Source organism: Aeromicrobium endophyticum, from assembly GCF_003586285.1.
GTDB classification, from domain to species: domain Bacteria; phylum Actinomycetota; class Actinomycetes; order Propionibacteriales; family Nocardioidaceae; genus Aeromicrobium; species Aeromicrobium endophyticum.
Window position 1 is genome coordinate 68,627 of sequence record NZ_QUBR01000003.1, and the last position, 21,143, is coordinate 89,769.

The following is a 21,143-nucleotide window of genomic DNA, read 5'->3' on the forward strand; positions in this document are numbered from 1 at the left end:
CGGCCCGAGCAGCGTGACACGGGAGGGTCCTTGCGCCGACGTCGGCAGACGTCTTGCGCTTCCCGAGCGTGTCACCTCCGTCGTCGACGGCCAGCACACGTGTGAAACCTGAGGTCCAACCGCGCCCTGGGATGAGAGGGACCGCCCGACCGTCGCGGACTGGGCCCAGCCATGTCGTGATGCTGCCTTCTGTAGGCCTGCGCCGGCGACGATCGCCAGAGGACGGAGCTGCGCGACGGCTCGCGTCTCAGACGCGGGCCAGCGACGACTCCTCGTTCGCCGCCGATCGTCACATGCACATAATATCGAAATTGCGCCTAAATATATTGACATTGCTTGAATGTCGAATATTCTCGCTGAGACGGGCGTCACATCCGGCGCCTGCGAGCGGCTCGCTCGCCGGCGTGGGGCGGCGGACGAGCCCATGACGATCAGGAGAGCAGATGCTCAAGTTGTCAGTGGCGAGGCGCACGCGAGGCCGTGCGGCCATGGCTGTGTGCGGGGCCGCGGTCCTGGCCCTCGCGGCGTGCGGGGCGGGCGAGTCGTCGTCCGGCGCCTCGGGACAGACGTCATCGTCCGACGTCGACGCCGCCCGGGCGATGGTCCAGAAGTACTCGGCTGCGCTGACGTCGTACCCGGAGGTCGAGCCGGTCAGCGGAGATGTCGCATCCCTGGCGGGCAAGACGGTCTGGTACGTCCCGATCGGCGCCGCCACTCCCAGCCTCCGCCTGTTCGGCGAGGGCATGGCCAACGCTCTGAGGAACCTCGACGTCGACGTTCATGTCTGCGACGGCAAGTTCGTGCCCACTGCGATCGCCGCGTGTCTGGAGCAGGCCGGGAACAGTGGGGCGGAAGCGGTCGTCACCGGGTACTTCGACTACCAGCTGGTGCCCGCCGCGATCGACGGACTGGTCGCGAAGGGCGTTCCGGTCCTCGTGGCGGGCGCCGCGGCTCCAGAGGGCAAGACCAACACCCCCCAGCTCGCGTTCGACGACACCACCGAGGCGCAGAACCTGGCCCAGGAGCTGACCGCGGATGCAGTCATCGCCGACAGCGACGGGAAGGCCAATGTCCTGTACCTCGGGGTCACCGACTCGCCGGCACTGAAGGGCACGGCCGACCACACGGTCGACTTCTTCGCGAAGAGGTGCCCGACGTGCTCGGTGACGCGGCTCGACTACAACACGGCGAGCATCGACAAGGTCGCGTCCCAGGTCAGCGCGGCGCTGATCAAGGCGCCCAAGACCGACTACATCGTCGCGGAGCTCGACACCGTGACGCCGCTCGCGGCCAACGGCGCACAGTCGGCCGGCTTCGCGGACAAGGTCAAGTTCGCCGCGACCGGCGCAGACGTCACGTCACTCCAGCGCATCGCCGCCGGAGACAAGCAGTTCGCCAACACCGGCTTCGGCGGCTTCTACGGCGGGTGGAGGTTTGCTGACGGCATCGTGCGGATGATGACGGGCGGGGTCCCGGTGAGCGAGGGCGCGGCAGTGCGCGTCTTCACCAAGGACAACATCGGCGGTCTGGACCTGACGCCAGCCGGATTCGCCTCCAACGACTGGTTCGGTGACAACTCGTTCGAGAACACCTTCCTCGGTGCGTGGGGCGTGAAGTGACCTCTTCTCATCCACGGCTCGAGCTGGCCGGCGTCTCCAAGACCTTCGGCCCGAACCGGGTCCTCTCCGGGGTCGACCTCGTCGTCGGCCCCGGAGAGATCCGCGGTCTGGCCGGGCAGAACGGATCGGGCAAGTCGACCTTGATCAAGATCCTCACCGGCATCCACGCACCGGACCCAGGATCGCGCATCGCGGTGGACGGATCGCCGCTCCACCTCCCGGTCCGTTGGGGCGCAGCGCAGCGGGCTGGCATCGGCGTCGTCCACCAGGATCTCGGGCTGCTCGACAATCTCACGGTCGCCGAGAACATCTGCGTCGGCGGCTACCCCGTCTCGCGCTGGGGCAGGATCGACCGTCGTGCTCGCGACCGACTCGCCGAGTCGACGCTCGACCGCATCGGGGTGCACGTCAGTCCCCGCGCAATGGTCGCCGAGCTGACTGCGGCCGAGCGGGCGGAGGTGGCGATCGCCAGGGCGATGCGCGACCATGCGCCGGGTCGCGGGCTGACGATCCTCGACGAGTCGACCAGGTCGCTCCGGGGTGCTGACCTCGAGCGAATCCACGCGATGCTGCGGCGGATCGTCGACGGCGGATCCTCGGCGATCATCATCAGCCACAGCCTGCGCGAGCTGACGACGATCGCCGACTCCGTCACCGTCCTGCGCGACGGTCACGTGACGGGCGACCTGTCCAGGTCGGCGGCCGACGTCTCCGAGGCGACCATCGCGCAGGCGATGCTCGGGGACTCCCTGACGGCCTTCCACCGGCCGAGGTCGGCGTCACAGGATCATCCTGATCGCGCACCCCGCGTCCTCGTCCGTGGCCTCACGGGCGGGCCTGTCCGCGACGTTTCGTTCGAGATCGGCAGAGGAGAGATTCTCGGCATTACCGGTGCCCCGGGCAGCGGGCACGACGAGATGGCAGGCCTGTTGGCCGGTGACGTCCGCCCGGCGGCCGGCCAGATGGTGGTGGACGATCGCACAATCGACCTGCCGCGCGCCGCGATCACGTCGATCCTGCGAGCCGGGGTGATGCTCGTACCGGAACGACGCGATCGCGACGGGCTGGCCATGGAGATGTCCATCAGGGACAACGTCACCCTCCCGCAGCTCGCGGGGCGCCACCGACTGTTCCTCAACCGGCCATGGCAGTCGCGCGAGGCCGGTCGGGTCATCCGCAAGCACGACGTCCGGCCGTCGAGACCGCACGCCCTCGTCCGCGAGCTCAGCGGCGGCAACCAGCAGAAGGTCCTCCTCGCCAAGTGGCTCGAGATGAGGCCCAGGTTCCTCATCCTCCACGAGCCCACGCAGGCGGTCGACGTCGGTGCGCGCCGAGAGATCTTGACCAACATCGCTGCGGCCGCGCAGGAGGGCACGAGCATCCTCGTGGTCAGCAGCGAGGCGGACGACCTCACCGCGATCTGCGACCGCGTCCTCATCCATGGCGTCGATGGACTGACACCCGCCGACGCAGCGAATCCGACCCAACTCATCGATCAGGTGTTCGCGCCGACGACTAGGACCCTTCCATGACTGTGCAGCACGATCCCGAAGCCGTCCGCGACGACGGCCTCTCATCGACCGACACGGTCGGCATGCAACAGGGCGAGATGGCTGGCGGCCGTCGCCAGCCGCGCTCGAACCGCGTGGCCACGTTCCTCTCGAGGTACGCCCTCATCCTCGTCTGGGCGCTGCTCGCCACGGTCTACTGCGTGCTCATGCCCGACACGTTCATGAGCACGTCCACCCTGCAAGCCATCTTCGGCTCCCAATCCGCGCTGGTGCTGCTGGCCCTGGCGGCCCTCAGCACGTTCGTGGCGGGAGAGTTCGACCTCTCGTTCGCCAGCATCATGGGGTTGTCGGCAACCATCGTGCCGGTGCTGACGACCTTGCACGGGGTGCCCATCGGCGCGAGCTGCCTGGTGGCGATGGTCACCGCCATGCTGTGCGGGCTTCTCAACGCGTTCTTCGTGGTCGTCCTCGAGGTGCCGTCGTTGGTGGTGACACTGGGCTCAGCCAGCCTGTTCGTCGGGATCGCCCAGATGATCGCGTCGTCCACGATCGCCTCGGTCTCCGAGCCCGGGTTCAGCGATCTGGTGCTGCACCGCGTTCTGGGACTTCCGCTGTCGTTCTACTACGGCGCCCTCGCCTGCGTCCTGTTCGCCTACGTCATCACCCACACACCACTCGGGCGTCACATCGTGTTCGTCGGCGCCAACCGCGATGTCGCCCGTCTTGCCGGCGTCAGGGTCTCGGCGATCAGGGCCGGGAGCTACGTCGCCGGGAGCACGCTCGCGGGGCTGGCGGGCGTGGTCCTGGTAGCCAGCGTGGGCGGCTTCGATCCTGCCGGCTCAGCGGTCTACCTGCTGCCGTCGCTCGCCGCGGTCTTCCTGGGCACCGCCGTCGTGCTTCCGGGACAGTTCAACCCGATCGGGACGTTTGTCGGCATCTACTTCCTTGCCACCGGGATCATCGGCCTGCAGCTGCTCGGCTACTCCGGTTGGGTCCAGGACGTCTTCTACGGCGGCGGGCTCGTGCTGGCGGTCAGCGTGGCGGCCGTGATCCGGCGCCGGGTGGCCGTTGCCTGACGCCACGGGACGCAGCACGGCACGACCTTCCCTGGTGAGGGAAGGTCGTGCCGTCGTCTGGTCGCGCGGCCGGCTCAGACGAGAACGTGGCGCGCCGTCATCGGGCGTCCGGTGACCTGGTCGAGGTCTGCTTCATGGAGTCGCGTGCCCCGCCACGCGACGTGCTGGTCGGGCCGCACCAGCAGGAACTCGTCCGGCGCCCAGGCATCGCCGTCCGGCAGTGCGACGACAGTCAACGGCACCGCCCGGGCGGCGGCCCGCGCCACGAGCTGCCCCACCTCCTGGGGATCGGCGGTCGCCGGCACCAACAGCGTCAGACCGGGCCCGAGCTCGTCGTACAGCGCGCGTCCCGGACGGGTCCACACGTGGGGGAGCCGGGCACCAGGCGCGGTCGACGGTTCGTACTTCTCGACGCTCGACGGTGCCGGCTCGTGCGCTGACGCGATGACCGGTGACCCGGCGTACGAGTAGCCCAGCACCAAGCCCAACGAGTGGAACTCCTCGTTCTTCGTCGCCTGGAGCTGCTCGGCGGAGTGGGAGATGCCGGGGCTGGACGCGCGCAGGTTGGCAAGCGCCGAGGCGATGGTCTCCGCCGCGACATGGCGGCGTTCCGCCTCGTAGCTCCCGAGCAGTTCGGACCCGCCCCAGCCGGACAGCACCGCGGCGATCTTCCAGCCGATGTTGACGGCGTCGCCGACGCACGTGTTGAACCCGTGCCCGCCGAACGGCGGATTCAGGTGCGCGCTCTCACCGACGAGGAACACCCGGTCGGACGCGAACCGGTCGGCCAGCAGCATGCGGGGCGTCCACGGGTCGGTCGACAGCACCTCGATGTCGATGTCGCCCGGCGCGACACCTGCCAGAGCCGCGATCAGACCGGGCACCTGTTCGGCGTCGCACCAGTCGCCCGCACCGGCCAAACCAGCCCACCAGTGACCGTCGTGGTCGAGCGGACCGAGGGCGCCTGGGATGTCGGGACCCAGCACCCAGTACTGGACGGCGTCACCCATGGCTGGACGAAGGGCGGTCGACCTGAACACGACGTTCAGGTTGGCCCTCGGGGCGGACGTTCCCTCGAGCGTGGCGCCGACGCAGTCGCGGACGATGCTCCAACCGCCGTCGCAGCCGAGCGCGTAGTCGCCGGTGAGGTCGTACGTGACGCCGTCGGGTCGCTCGACGGTCACCGTCACCGAGTCGGGACCCTCGGAGACCTGGACGGCTCGTTCGCCCAGACGGAAGTCCACCATGCCGGTGGACACGAGATGCTCGCGCAGGACCTCCTCGACGACGGGCTGGGGCACCTGCTGCCCGCACTCGGCGAAGACGTCGCTCGGCCCGCCGTGCAGGCCGAACACGTCGTGGAACTCGGTGATGACGGGACCGTCGAGGGTCTCGCAGAAGACCACGCGGCGGTTCCACTCCGGCGACAGAGGGGCGCGTCGGCGCACCGCGTCAGCGATGCCCCAGCGCCGGAAGTGCTCCATGGTGCGGGGGCTGGTCGTCTTCGCCCGAGGTCGGTCGTGGAGCACCTCGACGCGAGGGTCGACGATGACGGAGCGGACGTGGTGGAACGCGAGTTCTGCGGCGCAGGCGAGTCCCGCGGGGCCCGCGCCGATGATGAGGACGGGAGGACTGGCAGCCGTCTGGGGGGTAGAAGTCATGACTGTATGGTTCGTTGTGTGACAGTCGACACACAGGGCGGATTCCGATGAGTGGCACGGTTCTTTCTGGTCGCACCTCGGGTCGGCCGGCCGAGGGAGAGCCCTTGATCGGGCGTGCCTTCCGCGTGCTGGGAGCCTTCTCCCACGCCAACGATCGGCTGAGCCTCGCCACGTTGTCCGTCCGCGCCAACCTCCCCAAGAGCACCGCGCTGCGCATCGCCGCCCAGCTCGTCGAGGTCGGTGCACTCGAGCGCGGGGACGACGGCAAGTTTGTCGTCGGCCTGCGCCTGCTGGAGATCGCTGCGCTGGCGCCGCGCGGGCACGGTCTGCGCGCGGCGGCGCTGCCGTACATGCAGGACCTGGAGCACGTCACCCGGCAGCACGTGCTTCTCGCGGTCCGCGACCATGACGAGGCAGTTCTCGTGGAGCGGCTGTCGTCGCGTGACGCGACGCCGGTCAAGTACCGGATCGGGGGGCGGCTTCCCCTGGGCGCGACCGGAGTCGGGCTCGCACTGCTCGCCTACGCGCCCGACGACGTCCGAGCCTCGGTCCTGGGCGGTGACGGGTCCGGGGAGCGCGACTCGCTGTCGCGCCGGCGGATCCGGCAGCTGCTGGCCTCCGCGCGTGGTGAAGGTGTCCTGACGCTGACGGGGCCGAATCCGGTGAGTGGCGGCCCGGGCGACATCACGACGATCGCCGCTCCGATCCTGGACGGCCGGGGCGGCGCGATGGGTGCGATCTCGCTCGTCTCACCCGGGCGGAACACCGGTCTGATCGGGCACCGGCTGGCACTTCGCACCGCCAGCCTGGCGATCGCCCGAGCGGCGGGCAGGGCGCGGGGAGTGACCTAGCCGGGTCGTCCCGCCGCAAGCTCCTCGTCGGACCGGGCTGCCACCAACAGCTCCGTCGTCCGCCGGATGTGCGTCTCGGTCAGCTCGACGGCTCGATCGGCGTCACGTCCGATCGCGGCGTCCATGATGTCGTGGTGCTCCTGTGCAATGTCCCGATGCGTCCGGTCGTGCTCGGGTCGGGACCAGCACCGATAGACCTCCGAGATCGAGCGGAGCCGGGAGGCGGTGTCGACCAGGTAGTCGTTGCTGCACCCCCGCAGGACCGCGATGTGGAACAGCTCGTGCGCGGCCAGCCACTCCTCCTGGATGTCGCCGGAGCCGGAGTCGGTCACGCGGGTCAGGGCGTGGTGCCTGGCCACCACCTCGGCCTCCCAGCTGACGTCACCCTGCTCGACTGCCCGCCGCGTCACGAGGGTCTCGATGGCCACGCGGGCATCGGTCAGGTGAGACAAGCGATCGACCGACACGTCGATGACCCGAAAGCCCAGCTGTGCCTCCGACGTGGCGAGCCCCTGCTCGACGAGTCGGGGAAGTACTTCTCGCAGCACGCCTGTGCTCACGGCGTACCGTCCGCCCAGATCGACGAAGCCGAGCTTGGATCCCGGGGCCAGCCGGCCGTTCAGCACGTCGGACCGGATCTGGCTCAGGACGACGTCCGATCGGGTCGGTGTGGATGTCCGGGTTCGGGGCGCCATGGCCACACCCTACTCAAGTTTCGAAAGTCGGTCGCGGTCCGACGCGAAACACCATTAAGTTTCGAAATTATCTTGACATCTCGAAGATGGGCTGATTATGTGAAGGACGCCACATCAGCTGGTTCGACGAAAGGGCTCACGAGTGCGCATCGCAACACGGTCAGGCAGGTCCGTCCTGGTCTCTCCTGACGGATCCTCGACGGTCGACATCTCGGACGCGTCCGACGGACGCTTCGGTCCGCTCGCGCACCAGGTCTTCGACGACTGGGACGAGTTCACGGCCTGGGCGTCGGGCGCCTCCATCGACTTCGCTGCCGTCGGCGATCCGGTGAACCTCGAGGACCTGGGATCTCCGTCGCCGCGTCCACAGCAGATCTTCGCCATCGGCTTGAACTACCGCGACCACGCCGACGAGGCGGGCCTTGACTACCCGGACTCGCCGCCTGTCTTCACCAAGTGGGTCGGTAGCTTCGCCGGGCCGGTTGGTCGGGTGGTGCTGCCCGCGGCGACCGTGGACTGGGAGGCCGAGCTGGTCGTCGTGATCGGTCGGCGTGCTGATCAGGTCTCCGCCGCCGAGGCGTGGTCGCACGTGGCCGGGCTCACGATCGGTCAGGACTTCTCCGAACGTGCCCTGCAGCTGTCCGGTCCTGCGCCGCAATTCTCGCTGGGCAAGTCGTATCCGGGATTCGCGCCGCAGGGCCCCTGGCTGACCACCGTCGATGAGGTCTCCGATCCCGACGACCTCCGGGTCGAGTGCCGGGTCAATGGCGAGATCGTCCAGAAGAGCTCGACCGGACGTCTGATCTTCTCGGTGCCGACCCTCGTCGAGCGTCTGTCGTCGGTCCTGCCGCTGATGCCGGGAGACGTCATCTTCACTGGCACGCCGTCAGGGGTCGGCGGCGCGCGCACCCCTCCGCGGTTCCTCCACGACGGAGACGTCGTGGAGACGACCATCGAAGGACTCGGCGAGATACGTCAGGTCTGCGTCGCAGCGTCGCACTGAGCCACCGAGAAACATCCGGACGAAAGGACGTCTCATGCCCCTGCACCGCCTGACGAGCATCACGATGGGAGTTCCCGATGTCGCCGCGACCGCTGCGTACTACGAGGACTTCGGCCTGACGCCCGTGGCCCCGGTCGTCCCGGGTGCGACCGACGTCGCGAGGTTCAGCACCGTCGACGGCGGCGAGCAGCTCGCCATCACGCACTCGTCGCGCCGCCGGCTGGTCGAGCTCGGGGTGGGGGTCGACGATCCTGACGACCTGGACCGCGTCGCCCGTTCCCTGAACCGGCTCGAGCTCGACGTGGTCCGCACCGCGTCCAGCGTCGAGGCCAAGGACCCCGGGACCCAGGTGCGGGTCCGCGTCGAGATCGCGCCTCACGTGGAGTCGGACCCGACCCCGGCGCCGGACTACAACACCCCCGGCGTCATCACCCGCGAGAACCAGCGAGCGTCCAGCGTGCTGCGAGAGGGGAGAGTCCGTCCCCGCAAGCTGGGGCACGTCGTGCTCGGGTCCACCAACCAGGAAGCATCCCAGCGATTCTTCACCGACGGTCTCGGCTTCAAGGTCAGCGACACCGTCGACGGTCTTGCCGCCTTCATGCGGTGCTCCACCGATCACCACAACATCCTCGTCCAGAGCGCGCCGGTCGACCTCCTGCATCACACCTCCTGGCAGGTCGACGACGTCGACGAGATCGGACGTGGGGCGGCCGCCATGCTCGAGATCGACGTGAACCGGCACGTGTGGGGCCTGGGTCGCCACGCGATCGGTTCCAACTTCTTCTGGTACCTCAAGGATCCGGCCGGCAACTTCTCCGAGTACTACTCGGACATCGACTGCATCGTCGACGACGCCCTGTGGACGCCCGGCGTCTGGGAGGGCGCTCGGTCGCTGTACGACTGGGGCCCGCCGCCTCCGCCGTCCTTCCTGGCCCCGGAGGATCTCGCCGCGCTGATGACGGGGTCCCACTCCGCATGAGCATCGCGACGAACGGTGGCCGGGTCTCCCGGCCGGACGCTCCGATCCCCGGTGGGACGGCGATGGCGCGATTTGCCGCAGGCGTCGCCGAGCGGCACCAGCTCGACGTGTCCGACTACGGCCTGCTGCATCACTGGTCCGTGACCGAGCCGGAGGCCTTCTGGGCCGAGGTGTGGGAGTTCTTCGGCGTCGTCGCGTCGTGCCCCTTCGATGCGGTGCTGGACTCTCGGCGCATGCCTGGCGCGCGGTGGTTCGACGGTGCCCGGCTGAACTACGTCGACCAGGTGCTGCGGCACGCGGGTCGGCTGACCACGCCGGCGGTCGTGGCCATCTTGGAGGACGGCACGCGTCGCGAGCTCGGTTGGGACGAGCTGCACCGGCGTGTCGCGGGATTCGCAGCGACGCTGCGCGCCCAGGGTGTCGTGCCCGGTGACCGCGTCGTGGGCTACCTCCCGAACGCGGACGAGGCGATCGTGGCGTTCCTCGGCACAGCGGCAGTCGGCGCCGTGTGGGCCTGTTGTGCGCCGGACTACGGGACGTCGGCCGCCGCGGACCGATTGGCTCAGCTCGAGCCGACGGTGCTCGTCGGGGCGACGGCGTACGTGTTCGGGGGAGTCCTTCGCGATCGCCGCGACGTGTTGGCGCAGCTGGCTGACGCTCTCGCGCCGAGGCTGGTGATCACCGTGCCCCGCGGCGGCATCGACGTGTCGGACGAGACGTTCGCCTCGGACCAGAACTGGCTGCCGTGGGCCACGGCAGTGGAGGGCGCGGGCGCTCGGATCGAGCTCCCGCTGGCGACCGCACAGGTTCCCCCCGACCATCCCCTGTGGGTCCTGTTCTCGTCCGGCACGACCGGCGTCCCCAAGGGAATCGTCCACGGGCACGCCGGCGTCGTGGTGACCCACCTGCTGACGGTGGGTCTGCACCAGGACCTGCGCGAGGGGGACACCCTCTTCTGGTACACGACCACGAACTGGATGTTGTGGAACGTCGTCGTGGGGGCCCTCCTCGCGGGGGTGACGACCATCGCCTACGAGGGGAGTCCGGTCCATCCGACGGTCGACCGGCTGTGGTCGATCGTCGAGCAGGAGCAGGTCACCCAGATCGGCACGAGCCCCGGGCTGCTCCAGCTCGCGTCCTCGGCCGGACTGCGTCCGGGTGAGGACCACGACCTGGGCAGTCTCGACCAGATCATGGCAACAGGCGCCCCGGTGTCGGAGGCGTTGCACGAGTGGGTACGCGACGCCGTCTCGCCGGATGTGCCTCTCGTGTCGACCAGCGGGGGGACAGACGTCGTCAGCTCGTTCGTCGGGGGCGCACCGGGCCTGCATGCCGGGCCCGGCGAGATACCCGGCCCTGTCCTCGGGGTCGCCGCCGAGGCGTTCGACGAGCACGGGACCGCGGTCCTCGACGTCGTCGGCGAGCTCGTGGTCACGGTGCCCATGCCCTCGATGCCGGTCCGGTTCTGGAACGACCCCGACGGAGAGCGCTACCGCGACGCGTACTTCGACATGTACCCAGGCATCTGGCGGCACGGCGACTGGATCACACACACCTCGCGTGGCACCTTCGTCGTGCACGGACGCTCCGACTCGACCCTGAACCGGAACGGCGTGCGGCTCGGCTCGGCGGACCTCTACCACGTCGTCGAGGGATCGCTCGGGGTGCAGGAGGCGCTCGTGCTGGGGGTGGAGCGGCCGGATGGCACCTACCGGATGCCGATGTTCCTCGTGCCGCAGCCGGGTGCCTCGATCGAGGACGACACGATCGCTGCCGTCAAGCAGAAGCTGCGCACCGAGTGCTCGCCGCGGCACGTCCCGGACGAGTTCCACGTCGTCGAGGCGATCCCGCACACGAAGACGGGCAAGAAGCTCGAGGTCCCGCTCAAGCGGATCCTGCAGGGCGCCGACGCGCGCGCCGTGCTGAGCACCGGGGCCGTCGATCGGCCGGAGCTGATCGCCTACTACGTCGACCTGGCCCAGCAGTGGTCCGGTGACGACTCGCAGACACGTTCACCAGCATCAAGGAGCCAGACATGACAGATCAGTCCCCCGAGACCCGCGACATCTTCGTTCCGCACGCGTTCGAGGAGCAGCAGGTCGACCTCGGCGAGGTGGTCATGAACTACGTCGAAGCCGGCTCGGCGGACCATCCCGCACTGCTGCTGCTCCCGGAGCAGACAGGATCGTGGTGGAGCTACGAGCCCGTGATCGGATTGTTGGCCGAGAGCTTCCACGTGTTCGCGGTCGACATCCGAGGTCAAGGTCGTAGCACGTGGACGCCGAAGCGGTACAGCCTCGACAACTTCGGGAACGATCTGGTCCGCTTCATCTCGCTCGTCGTCAAGCGGCCGGTGATCGTGTCGGGCAACTCGTCCGGCGGCGTGCTGGCCGCCTGGCTCTCGGCCTACGCGATGCCCGGCCAGATCCGCGCGGCACTGTGCGAGGACACTCCGTTCTTCGCCTCCGAGCTCGTGCCGGCGCACGGTCACTCGGTGCGTCAGGCGGCGGGTCCGGCCTTCGAGCTGTACCGGAACTTCTTGGGCGACCAGTGGTCGGTGGCCGACTGGGACGGGTTCGCCGCTGCCGCCAAGGCATCACCCTCGAAGATCATGAGCCTGTTTCCGTCGTCCGACGAGCCGCCACAGAACCTCAAGGAGTACGACCCCGAGTGGGCGCGCGCGTTCTTCGAGGGCACCGTGGCGCTGCACTGCCCGCACGACCTCATGCTCTCCCAGGTCAAGACACCCATCCTCATCACGCATCACGCGCGGGCCGTCGATCCGCACTCGGGCGACCTCCTGGGGGCGCTGTCCGACTTCCAGGCAGAGCGGGCCCAGGCCATCATCGAGTCGGCCGGAGTGCCCGTCGAGTACGCGTCGTTCCCGGACGCGCTGCACATGATGCACCAGTTCGAGCCCGAGCGGTTCGCGGAGGTCCTGACCTCGTGGGTGGCGAGGCTTCCCGCCGACACCCCCGGCGCGTAGGACGGCTGTGGTCGTGCTCAGTCGCGAGATCCACCTCGCCGCCCGGCCGGTCGGTCTGCCGTCCTCCGACGACTTCGTGGTGCGCGAGGTAGAGCTGTCCCCACCGGCGGAGGGGGAGGTCCTCGTGAGAAATGACTGGATGTCCGTCGATCCGGCGATGCGTGGCCGGATGCGGGACGTCTTGTCGTACGTGGCTCCGTTCGGCGTCGGCGAGGTCATGGCGGGCGGAGCCGTCGGCACCGTCGTGCAGTCACGCTCCATTGGCCTGTCGGTCGGCGACCACGTCGTCCATCGACTCGGGTGGCGCGAGCTGGCGGTCGGGCCGGCCGAGGCCTTCCAGCGCATCGAGTCGGGCGACCTCTCGACGTCGCACCACCTGGGCGTGCTCGGCATGCCTGGCCTGACGGCCTACGTGGGTCTGGCGCGGATCGCAGCGGTCGAGCCGGGCGACGTCGTGCTGGTGTCCGCCGCGGCCGGTGCGGTCGGACAGGTGGCTGCTCGGGTGGCACGTCACCTCGGGGCCGTCGCGGTCGTCCGATCGACGGGCGGTCCTGTCAAAGCCGCTCGTCTGACCGAGGAGCTCGGCTACGACCGAGCCATCGACTACCGGGCCGCACCCATCGAGCAGGGCGTGCGGGACACTGTGCCCGAGGGCATCGACGTGTACTTCGACAACGTCGGGGGTGATCACCTCCGCGCCGCGCTCATGCACCTCAACATGCATGGCGCGGTCGCGCTGTGCGGGGCGGTCTCGCAGTACAACTGCGAGTCACGGCCCATGGCGCCCGACCACCTGTCCCTGGCGATCTCGAAGCGCCTGCGCCTTCAGGGGTTCATCGTCTCGGATCATGACGACATGCGCGACGAATGGGTCGACCTGGCGACAGGATGGATCGCAGACGGATCGCTTCGGACCCCGCAGACCGTGTACGAGGGAATCGACAGCGCGGTGGACGCCTTCATCGGCATGCTGAGCGGTGCCAACACCGGCAAGACGCTCGTGCGTCTCGCCGCGGACGCGGCGTGACCGCCCTACCGCTGGGCGGGGTGGCCCTGGCCGGCCTGTTCGATCTCGAAGGGGCCGTCGCCGTGGTCACGGGCGGTTCGCGGGGGATCGGTCGGATGATCGCCGAAGGATTCGTGATCGCCGGCGCCCGAGTCGTCATCACGGCGCGATCGGTCGAGGAGTGCGAGACGGCGGCCGCCGATCTGCGCACCTGGGGCGACTGCCGAGCTCTGCCAGCCGATCTGTCCACGGTTGCAGGAACGGACGACTTCGCCGGACGGCTGCTCGAGCTCGAGCCGAGGATCGACGTCCTGGTCAACAACGCGGGCGCGGTCTGGGGCGAGGCGTTCGAGACCTTCTCAGAGGCGGGCTGGGACAAGGTCGTCGACCTGAATCTCAAGACGCCCTTCTTCCTGACCCAGAGGCTGCACGCGGCTCTTCGCCGCCCGCAGGACGAGCCACCGTCGAAGGTCGTCAACATCGCGTCGATCGACGGGCTCTCCCTGGGCGCGCACGAGACGTACTCGTACCACGCGAGCAAGGCCGGGTTGGTGCATCTGACCCGCCGTCTGGCGATCCGGCTGATCGACGACGGCATCGTCGTGAACGCCATAGCGCCCGGCGCGTTCGCGTCCCGCATGAACAAGTGGGCGCGCGACGACGGCGAAGCGCACGCGGCGCTCATCCCCGCACGACGCATCGGCTCCCCTGCGGACATCGCCGCCGCCGCGATCTACCTCGCCTCCCGGGCCGGTGACTACGTCGTCGGGGAGACGCTGGTCGTGGACGGCGGAGCCACTCTCGCGCGTTGATCGCGCACGATCACGAACCCTTACCACCCCACTCGACACCGCAGGAGCTCTTGTGCCCGAAGCAGTCAGCATGTCGGCGACCTCCGTCGTCGGCGGTCTCGTCGTGAAGTGTCTCTCGTGAGCCGGACCGTGCTGCAGGCGAAGCTGGTGCCGCTCATCGACTTCTTGATCCACGAGTGGCTGGACGTCGACGAGCTGCTCACGCGACCGCGGTTCGCCCAGCACTCTCGGGGTTCGATCGACGACCTCGTGACCGCCGCGTCCGACATCGCGGGCACGTACTTCGAGCCGGCCCATCGTCCCAGCGATCTCGTCGAGCCGTACGTGGCGGGCGATGTGGCGGTGCTGCCCGAGCAGACCCGTGCCGCGTGGAACGCCTATCGTGACTTCGGCTTCCTGGCCGCGGCCCACGACGAGGAGCACGGTGGGATGCAGGTGCCACGGGTCGCGGACCTGGCGACCAGGGCCATCTTCCATGCATCGGCGGCGAGCGTGTCCCCGGCGCTGCTCACCGACGCCAACGCATCGCTCATCCTGAAACACGGGACCGAAGTGCAGAAGCGGGTGTTCGCCGAGACCGAGCTGATCGGCCGGTGGACCGGGACCATGGCGATGTCGGAGTCGCAGGCCGGATCGTCGCTGTCGGACGTCGCCACCCGCGCGACTCCGGACGGGGAGGACTTCCAGGACGACCCCCTCGGCCACCGCTACCGGGTGGTCGGCCAGAAGATGTGGATCAGCAACGGCGAGAACGATCTCGGGGAGAACATCATCCATCTGGTTCTCGCGAAGATCCCCGGACCCGACGGGACCGTCGATCCGAGCACCCGCGGACTCTCGCTCTTCATCGTGCCGAAGTTCGTCGTCGACGAGGACGCGCGCATCGTCGAGCGGAACGACGTGACGCTGGTGGGCCTCAACCACAAGCTCGGCATGCGCGGCACGGCCAACACGGCGCTTGCATTCGGCGACGGCGGCCATGAGCCCGGCGGCAGGCGCGGTGCGATCGGCTACCTCGTGGGGGAGCCCGGGCGAGGACTGGCGCAGATGTTCCACATGATGAACGCAGCCCGGACCGAGATCGGGCTGCTGGGTGCAGCGGTGGGCTTCGCCGGGTTCGCCGTGTCGCTCGACTATGCGAAGCAGCGGCACCAGGGACGTCACCCGCAGGCAGTCGGCAAGGTCGCGGATTCGCCGCAGGTGGCGATCGTCGAGCACGCGGACGTGAAGCGGATGCTCCTGGCTCAGAAGGCGTTTGCAGAGGGAGCCTTGTCCCTGTGCCTCTACGCGGCGCGACTCCTGGACGAGCAGCAGACGGGTGAGCCGGCGGACGCGGCACGGGCCACCCGACTGCTCGAGATCCTGACGCCGGTCGTCAAGAGCTGGCCCGCGGAGTGGTGCCTGGAGGCGAACAGCCTGGCGATCCAGGTGCTCGGCGGAGCGGGGTACACCCGGGACTTCCCCGTCGAGCAGTATTGGCGGGACCAGCGTCTCAACATGATCCACGAAGGAACGCACGCCATCCACGGACTGGACCTCCTGGGCCGCAAGGTGCTGCTCGACGACGGTGCTCTGCTCGCCGATCTGCACACCGTCGTCAACGCCACGGGGGTCGCAGCGCGGACCGCCGGACTCGTCGCGGAGGCGGACGATCTGCTTGCCGCCTGGTCACACGTCCGCGAGACGACGGACGCTGCTTGGTCCACCGGTGATCCGCGCGACGCCTTGGCGAATGCGACGCCGTACCTGCAGGGGTTCGGCCACGTCGTCGTGGCCTGGATCCTGCTGGACGTGGCGGTAGCGGCGTCTCGCAGCAGGCACAGCGAGGCCCCGGGAAAGCTGGCCGCGATGCGGTACTTCTACGCGTACGAGCTGCCGAAGATCGGTGCGTGGCTCGACGTGGCCGGCCGCCGCGAGCCGCTCTGCCGCGACCTCCCGCTGTCGGAGCTGTGAGAGCCAGGCTGCGGTCTTGATCGCCGAGGACGGCTGGGGCGCCTCGACGTGGGCCAGTGCGCAGGTCGCGGTAGTGCAGGCGTCGAAGCGAGAACATCTTCGGGCGCCTCGGCACGTGAAGCGCCACATGAGCCCGCGAAAACAAGAGCCGCGGCTCGACGTGCCGCGGTGATGTCCCCAGCGTCAGTCGACCTACCTGAAGTAGATGGGGTGGCAGGTTCAGACGTTCTGGTCTGTCCCCGCTACCACCACGAAGGCCCTCACAGTTTTCAGCTGTGAGGGCCTTCGTCATGTGCGCAAGCATTCCCAAAGGACCTGGTTCAATGACGTCCATGTCCGTTGTTTACCTTCTCCGGCCTTGCGCCATGCGAGCGATCTCCTCTCGCCGGACTGAGCCAGCGAGATCCGCGCCGATGATCGGGTCCGAGTCCCGATGCGAGTCAGGTCCAGACCTTCGGGTGCACCAGCGGCGCTGATCAGTCCCGGCGGGTGAAGCGCGACACTTAGGTGCTCAGACGCGGCCGAGCATGGCTTCGTTGAGCACGGTGCCGCCGAGGTTCCAGCCGCCGTCGGGCACCTCCTCGATGAGCACGAGGGTCGTGGCCCGGGCACGTTCGCCGTACGCGTCGACGATGGCTTCGGTGACGGCGTCGGCCAGCTTCTTCGTGGTCTCGGGGTGCAGCGTGCCGGTGGGGACCTTGAGGTTGGCGAAGGGCATGGTTTTTCCTTTTCTGGTGGGTGATGCGGTGGGTCAGAGTGCGGCGTTGGAGGACAGGAGGTCCTCGATGCCGACGCGGGTGTAGAACTCGGCGCGGATCCGGTCGGCGACGGCGGAGACGACCTCGCTGCCGTCCTTGGACGGGTCGATGTGGGTGCGGAAGGGCCGGGTGCCGGCCGGCAGGCCGACGAGACGGACGATGTCGTCCGCGACGTCCTGGACGTCGGCGTCGGCGGGGACGATCGCAGCGAGACGCTCGGTGAGCGAGCGCCGGAGCTGGCCGTACTCGTGTTCGTAGGCGACCTCACGCTCGGTGTCGCTCGGCGTGCTCGCGTGCGCGAAGTGGTTGGTGCCGCTGGTGAATGCGCCGGGCACGACGATCGTGGTGTCGATCCCGAACCGGCTCAGCTCGGCCGCGTAGCTCTCGGCCAAGGCGTCCATCGCTGCCTTGGCGGCGAAGTACGGCGCGAGGAAGGGTGGATGACCTCCACGCGTCGAGGAGCTGCCGACCCACACCACGTAGCCTCGGCGCTTCTCGCGAAGGTGGGGGAGCGCGGCCCGCATGACGCGTTGCGCGCCCAGGACGTTGATGTCGTAGACGGCAGCGAGTTCCGCCGGGCTGAACGCCTCGGCGACGCCGAGAGTCATGTGACCGGCGTTCTGGACGATCACGTCGATGCGCCCGTGCCGTGCCATGACGTCGCCCACGGCGTTCTCGACGGACTCCTGCGACTGGACGTCCATCTCGACCGATGCGATCGCGACCTGCTCGTCCTGCGCGAGCCGCTCGAAGGCTTGCACGGATGGAGCGTTCCGCCCCTGGGTCTGCCGCATCCCGGCGATCACGGTGTGCCCGGCGCGTGCGAGCGACTCGGCCGTCAGGCGTCCGAATCCGCTGGACGCGCCGGTGACGACGACCACCTGTCCGGACGGCATCAGATCATCCCGCCGTTGGAACGCAGGATCTGACCGTTGACCCAGTGCCCGTCAGGGCCGACCAGGAACGACACGACTCGTGCGATGTCCTCGGGGGTGCCGAGGCGCTCCAACGGGGGCACCTTGGCCAGGGCGTCGATCTGCTCCTGGGTCTTGCCGTCGAGGAACAGTTCCGTCGCGGTCGGGCCGGGGGCCACGGTGTTGACGGTGATGTCGCGGCCGCGGAGCTCTCGGGCGAGGATCATGGTCATGCCCTCGACGGCGCTCTTGCTGGCCGCGTAGGCGCCGTACGTGGGGAACTGGGTTTTCACGACCGACGTGGACGTCATGACGATCGCGCCGCCGTCGCGGATCCGCCGTGCCGCCTGCTGAGCGACGACGAAGGAGCCGCGGATGTTCGTGCGGTGCAGCGTGTCGAGGACATCGAGGTCCATGTCGGCGATGGTCGAGAGCGCGAGCCGGCCGGCCGAGTGGACGACGACGTCCACGCCACCCAGCTCTGACTCCGCGCGGTCGAACATCGCTGCCACAGCAGTCTCGTCGGCGACGTCGGCCTTCACCGCGATCGCCTGGCCGCCGGCCCCCGCGATGGCTGCGACCGTGTCGTCGGCCGCTCCGGTGTCTCCCGCGTACCCGATCACGACGCCGAGTCCTTCTCGGGCGAGACGCTCGGCGACCGCGCGACCGATGCCTCGCGAGCCTCCGGTGACGATGGCGGTCCTTGAGTTGCTCATGAGTCCTCCAGTTCGGCACTACGTCATCTGCGTAGTGGTGATATGAAAAGAGCGTAGCACTGTTCGTATCGTCGATGTCAAGCGCTATGGTGGGGGGATGGCGCACTCACCGACGGAGATCCGAGCAGCACTGCTCCAGGCGGCCGAGCAGCTGCTGGTGGCATCCGAGGATTCCGACGTGTCGACCCGAGCCGTGTGTGACAGGGTGGGCGTCGGTCAGCCCGTCCTCTACCGGGTCTTCGGCGACAAGCAGGGGCTCCTCGATGCTCTCGCCGAGGTCGGATTGGAGCGGTATGCGGCGCGCAAGGTCGAGCTGGAGGTCACCGCAGATCCCGTCGCCGACCTTCGCAAGGGGTGGACCGATCACCTGGTCTTCGCCTCGGAGAACCCGGCCATCTATCGTCTGATGTTCTCACCGCGACCAGGCGTGGCGCTCCGTGCTCGCGACGGGATCCTCGAGCTGCTCAAGGCGGCGCTCCGTCGGGTCGCGGCAGCGGGCGCCCTGCAGCACGACCTGGACGAGAGCGCGGCCATGATCTTGTCGGCGAACGTGGGCCTCGCGATGAATCGACTCACCCAGCCTGCCGTCTACGACTCTCCTCGCGTGTCCGATGCGCTGCGCGACGCGCTCTTCGATCGCATCCTCATCGAGTCACCGAGGGGTCCGGGTGACGTGTCGACAGGCGTCGTCGCCCGGCAGCTGGCGGCACGGATCGAGACGTCGTCGCCTCCAGGGCTCGCTGCCGAGGAGAGCGCCCTGCTTCGGTTGTGGCTGAAGCGGCTGAGCCGCTCGTCCTGATGGGGGAGGGCGGGTCGTAGCCGACCCCGACGTCGGCCGTGAGACGCCGGTGACGCCGCCTCGACGCACAGGGGCACACCGCTCGGCGGGTGTCCTACTGTCGGTTCGTCGCCACGAGCTTCTCCGTCGTCGCCCACAGCCGCGCCGCCAGGTCGAGGTCACGGGCGCGCGCCGACCGGTTGATGACCTGTGCTCCGCCGCGCATGTGGAACAGGTGTCGTGGGCCGGTGAAGGTGCCGCTGGGCAGCTCGGCGGTCGCGGCGTGCAGCACGGGCAGGGCGCCGGCCTCGGGTGACTGTCCGATGATCGGCATGAGGCGATCCCAGAGGCCGGGCTTCTGTCCGGCGGGACGGTCGTACATCGCCGTCACGACGAGGCCGGGATGAGCGGCCATGGCACGCACCGGCGACGCGGCGTCACGCAGCCGACGGTCGAGCTCGAGGGTGAAGAGCAGGTTGGCGAGCTTCGAGTCGGCATACGCCCGTCCGCCGTCGTAGGGGCGTCGTTGCCACGACAGGTCGTCCAGGTCGAGCCGTGACATCCGCTCGGCCTGCGAGGCGAGGGTCACCACACGGCACGTGACCTGCGGCAGGAGCAGGGTGGTCAGCACGAAGTGCCCGACGTGGTTGGTGCCGATCTGCAGCTCGAAGCCGTCCTTCGTGTGCTGCAGGGTGGAGCTCGAGACGCCGGCATTGTTGACCAGCACGTCGATCGGTTCCGACGTCTCTGCCGAGAACCGCCTGACCGACGCGAGGTTCGCGAGGTCGAGCTCGCGCACGACGTGCGGCCGCGATGCCGGCGCAAGCATGTCCGCCACCGTCCGTCCCTTGGCCGTGTCGCGGACGGCAAGCACGACGCGTGCACCCCGTGCGGCGACCGCCGTGGCTGTTGCGCGTCCGATCCCGCTGGTGGCGCCGGTGATGAGCACGGTTCGGTCGGTCAGGTCTGATGCGGTGTGGTCGTGGGTCATGAGGCTAATGTAGGCAGGTGACTACAAAGTAGTCAAGTGTCTACATTGGCGTACAGTGGTGGCATGCCCACGTCCTACCACCACGGAAGCCTTCGCGAGGCCCTCGTGGCCGAGGGGCGACGACAGCTCGAGGAGGAGGGGGCCCGCGCGATCAGCCTGCGCGGGCTCGCCAAGCGGATCGGGGTCAGCCACAGCGCCCCGGTCCGCCACTTCAGCTCCCGCGACGAGCTCATCGACGCCATCGCCGCCGATGGTTTCGCCGACCTCACCCGACGGCTGGCGGCGGCCGACACCCAGCACGAGCTGTCGGCACGGCTGAGCACGTACGCTCACGCGCACGTCCGGTTCGCCGTGGACAACGGAGCCCTCATGCAGCTGATGTTCGCCGGCGGGCCCGGCGCCGGGGGATCCCTGACCAGGGAGGCTGCCGAACGCTTCTTCGCCCTCGGGCGGTCGATGCTGGGGGAGCGCGACGTACGTGGACCCGGTGTCACGCCCTACCTGCTCGCGGGAACGCTCGAGGGCATCAGCGCTCTCGTCATCGCAGGCAGGTTGCCGCTCGACCAGGTCGACGGCGTGGTCGACGCGGCCGTCCAGCTGATGCTCCCGACGATCGAGGAGCAGCTCGCCGAGATGGACGCAGTAGCGCCACTCCGCAAGTGAGAAGCTGACGGCGTGGCTGCGTCGGTCGATCTATATTGGACCGCATCGGGAGTCGCCCGGGTCGACGAGCACCGGCGCCACGCCGAATGCAGGCAGGGACGACCATCGGAATCTTCGACGAGGCGATAGGCAGTGACGCGTCGCTAACTCGCGCCGCTGCGCAGTCCCGGT

General features: G+C 68.9%; 19 protein-coding genes. 13 read left to right on the top strand and 6 right to left on the bottom strand.

Annotated features, from left to right (window positions below; all coding sequences use genetic code 11):
• Positions 1-443: 443 nt before the first annotated feature.
• Genes DX116_RS18505 through DX116_RS18515 form a run of 3 tightly spaced genes read left to right on the top strand, consistent with a single transcriptional unit; the run spans position 444 to position 4,206 of the window.
• Complete coding sequence (locus DX116_RS18505) at positions 444-1,619, top strand: sugar ABC transporter substrate-binding protein (protein WP_147393723.1); 1,176 nt, start codon at positions 444-446, stop codon at positions 1,617-1,619.
• A complete protein-coding gene (locus DX116_RS18510) occupies positions 1,616-3,151 on the top strand; it encodes a sugar ABC transporter ATP-binding protein (RefSeq protein WP_119705781.1) in 1,536 nt (511 codons plus the stop codon). The genes DX116_RS18505 and DX116_RS18510 overlap by 4 nt, the downstream gene beginning before the upstream one ends.
• On the top strand, positions 3,148-4,206 hold the full coding sequence (locus DX116_RS18515; RefSeq protein ID WP_119705782.1) for an ABC transporter permease: 1,059 nt from the start codon (positions 3,148-3,150) through the stop codon (positions 4,204-4,206). The genes DX116_RS18510 and DX116_RS18515 overlap by 4 nt, the downstream gene beginning before the upstream one ends.
• A gap of 74 nt (positions 4,207-4,280) precedes the next feature.
• Here DX116_RS18515 and DX116_RS18520 read toward each other — a convergent pair whose 3' ends face one another.
• On the bottom strand, positions 4,281-5,867 hold the full coding sequence (locus tag DX116_RS18520; RefSeq protein WP_119705783.1) for an FAD-dependent monooxygenase: 1,587 nt from the start codon (positions 5,865-5,867) through the stop codon (positions 4,281-4,283).
• A 104-nt stretch (positions 5,868-5,971) separates the two neighbouring features.
• Here DX116_RS18520 and DX116_RS18525 point away from each other — a divergent pair, with 104 nt between their 5' ends.
• Positions 5,972-6,718, top strand: coding sequence for an IclR family transcriptional regulator (locus tag DX116_RS18525; protein ID WP_199716168.1), 747 nt, complete (start codon positions 5,972-5,974; stop codon positions 6,716-6,718).
• On the opposite strand, the gene DX116_RS18530 is transcribed toward DX116_RS18525, so the two are convergent.
• Positions 6,715-7,413 (bottom strand): GntR family transcriptional regulator, encoded by a 699-nt coding sequence (locus DX116_RS18530; protein ID WP_119705998.1) that lies wholly within the window; start codon positions 7,411-7,413, stop codon positions 6,715-6,717. The two genes, DX116_RS18525 and DX116_RS18530, sit on opposite strands and share 4 nt — an antisense overlap.
• Before the next feature lie 142 nt (positions 7,414-7,555).
• Between DX116_RS18530 and DX116_RS18535 the strand changes: the two genes are divergently transcribed.
• The 7 genes from DX116_RS18535 (at position 7,556) to DX116_RS18565 (ending at position 16,152) form a co-directional block, all read left to right on the top strand.
• Complete coding sequence (locus DX116_RS18535) at positions 7,556-8,416, top strand: fumarylacetoacetate hydrolase family protein (protein ID WP_119705785.1); 861 nt, start codon at positions 7,556-7,558, stop codon at positions 8,414-8,416.
• A gap of 34 nt (positions 8,417-8,450) precedes the next feature.
• On the top strand, positions 8,451-9,395 hold the full coding sequence (locus tag DX116_RS18540) for a VOC family protein (protein WP_119705786.1): 945 nt from the start codon (positions 8,451-8,453) through the stop codon (positions 9,393-9,395).
• Entirely contained in the window at positions 9,392-11,434 is a 2,043-nt protein-coding gene (locus DX116_RS18545; protein ID WP_119705787.1) for an acetoacetate--CoA ligase, read from the top strand. The genes DX116_RS18540 and DX116_RS18545 overlap by 4 nt, the downstream gene beginning before the upstream one ends.
• Positions 11,431-12,381 carry an alpha/beta fold hydrolase gene (locus DX116_RS18550; RefSeq protein ID WP_119705788.1) on the top strand — a complete coding sequence of 317 codons (951 nt, stop codon included), beginning with the start codon at positions 11,431-11,433 and terminating at the stop codon, positions 12,379-12,381. The genes DX116_RS18545 and DX116_RS18550 overlap by 4 nt, the downstream gene beginning before the upstream one ends.
• A 13-nt stretch (positions 12,382-12,394) precedes the next feature.
• Positions 12,395-13,408 (top strand): NADP-dependent oxidoreductase, encoded by a 1,014-nt coding sequence (locus tag DX116_RS18555; protein ID WP_233556944.1) that lies wholly within the window; start codon positions 12,395-12,397, stop codon positions 13,406-13,408.
• Complete coding sequence (locus DX116_RS18560; protein WP_233556946.1) at positions 13,405-14,199, top strand: SDR family oxidoreductase; 795 nt, start codon at positions 13,405-13,407, stop codon at positions 14,197-14,199. The genes DX116_RS18555 and DX116_RS18560 overlap by 4 nt, the downstream gene beginning before the upstream one ends.
• Before the next feature lie 117 nt (positions 14,200-14,316).
• Positions 14,317-16,152, top strand: a complete 1,836-nt coding sequence (locus DX116_RS18565) for an acyl-CoA dehydrogenase (RefSeq protein WP_199716169.1) — start codon at positions 14,317-14,319, stop codon at positions 16,150-16,152.
• Between the two features lie 511 nt (positions 16,153-16,663).
• Here DX116_RS18565 and DX116_RS18570 read toward each other — a convergent pair.
• The 3 genes from DX116_RS18570 to DX116_RS18580 are packed head-to-tail and all read right to left on the bottom strand — an operon-like array spanning position 16,664 to position 18,540.
• Positions 16,664-16,870 (bottom strand): tautomerase family protein, encoded by a 207-nt coding sequence (locus DX116_RS18570; RefSeq protein WP_119705791.1) that lies wholly within the window; start codon positions 16,868-16,870, stop codon positions 16,664-16,666.
• A 33-nt stretch (positions 16,871-16,903) separates the two neighbouring features.
• Positions 16,904-17,806 (bottom strand): SDR family NAD(P)-dependent oxidoreductase, encoded by a 903-nt coding sequence (locus DX116_RS18575; protein WP_119705792.1) that lies wholly within the window; start codon positions 17,804-17,806, stop codon positions 16,904-16,906.
• Positions 17,806-18,540, bottom strand: a complete 735-nt coding sequence (locus DX116_RS18580) for an SDR family oxidoreductase (RefSeq protein ID WP_119705793.1) — start codon at positions 18,538-18,540, stop codon at positions 17,806-17,808. Before DX116_RS18580 ends, DX116_RS18575 begins: the two co-directional genes overlap by 1 nt.
• Positions 18,541-18,637: 97 nt before the next feature.
• Between DX116_RS18580 and DX116_RS18585 the strand changes: the two genes are divergently transcribed.
• Positions 18,638-19,339 carry a TetR/AcrR family transcriptional regulator gene (locus DX116_RS18585; protein WP_119705794.1) on the top strand — a complete coding sequence of 234 codons (702 nt, stop codon included), beginning with the start codon at positions 18,638-18,640 and terminating at the stop codon, positions 19,337-19,339.
• A gap of 94 nt (positions 19,340-19,433) precedes the next feature.
• Here the strand turns inward: DX116_RS18585 and DX116_RS18590 are convergent, their stop codons facing one another.
• A complete protein-coding gene (locus tag DX116_RS18590; RefSeq protein ID WP_119705795.1) occupies positions 19,434-20,309 on the bottom strand; it encodes an SDR family NAD(P)-dependent oxidoreductase in 876 nt (291 codons plus the stop codon).
• Positions 20,310-20,372: 63 nt separating this feature from the next.
• Here DX116_RS18590 and DX116_RS18595 point away from each other — a divergent pair, with 63 nt between their 5' ends.
• Positions 20,373-20,972, top strand: a complete 600-nt coding sequence (locus DX116_RS18595; protein WP_119705796.1) for a TetR/AcrR family transcriptional regulator — start codon at positions 20,373-20,375, stop codon at positions 20,970-20,972.
• Positions 20,973-21,143 lie beyond the last annotated feature (171 nt).

What these genes read in the sequence shown, in the direction of transcription:
- DX116_RS18580 (WP_119705793.1), bottom strand. Translation starts at nt 18,540, where the DNA reads ATGAGCAACTCAAGGACCGCCATCGTCACCGGAGGCTCGCGAGGCATC.
- DX116_RS18585 (WP_119705794.1), top strand. Translation starts at nt 18,638, where the DNA reads ATGGCGCACTCACCGACGGAGATCCGAGCAGCACTGCTCCAGGCGGCC.
- DX116_RS18540 (WP_119705786.1), top strand. Translation starts at nt 8,451, where the DNA reads ATGCCCCTGCACCGCCTGACGAGCATCACGATGGGAGTTCCCGATGTC.
- DX116_RS18590 (WP_119705795.1), bottom strand. Translation starts at nt 20,309, where the DNA reads ATGACCCACGACCACACCGCATCAGACCTGACCGACCGAACCGTGCTC.
- DX116_RS18570 (WP_119705791.1), bottom strand. Translation starts at nt 16,870, where the DNA reads ATGCCCTTCGCCAACCTCAAGGTCCCCACCGGCACGCTGCACCCCGAG.
- DX116_RS18575 (WP_119705792.1), bottom strand. Translation starts at nt 17,806, where the DNA reads ATGCCGTCCGGACAGGTGGTCGTCGTCACCGGCGCGTCCAGCGGATTC.
- DX116_RS18545 (WP_119705787.1), top strand. Translation starts at nt 9,392, where the DNA reads ATGAGCATCGCGACGAACGGTGGCCGGGTCTCCCGGCCGGACGCTCCG.
- DX116_RS18505 (WP_147393723.1), top strand. Translation starts at nt 444, where the DNA reads ATGCTCAAGTTGTCAGTGGCGAGGCGCACGCGAGGCCGTGCGGCCATG.
- DX116_RS18550 (WP_119705788.1), top strand. Translation starts at nt 11,431, where the DNA reads ATGACAGATCAGTCCCCCGAGACCCGCGACATCTTCGTTCCGCACGCG.
- DX116_RS18520 (WP_119705783.1), bottom strand. Translation starts at nt 5,867, where the DNA reads ATGACTTCTACCCCCCAGACGGCTGCCAGTCCTCCCGTCCTCATCATC.
- DX116_RS18515 (WP_119705782.1), top strand. Translation starts at nt 3,148, where the DNA reads ATGACTGTGCAGCACGATCCCGAAGCCGTCCGCGACGACGGCCTCTCA.
- DX116_RS18530 (WP_119705998.1), bottom strand. Translation starts at nt 7,413, where the DNA reads ATGGCGCCCCGAACCCGGACATCCACACCGACCCGATCGGACGTCGTC.
- DX116_RS18595 (WP_119705796.1), top strand. Translation starts at nt 20,373, where the DNA reads ATGCCCACGTCCTACCACCACGGAAGCCTTCGCGAGGCCCTCGTGGCC.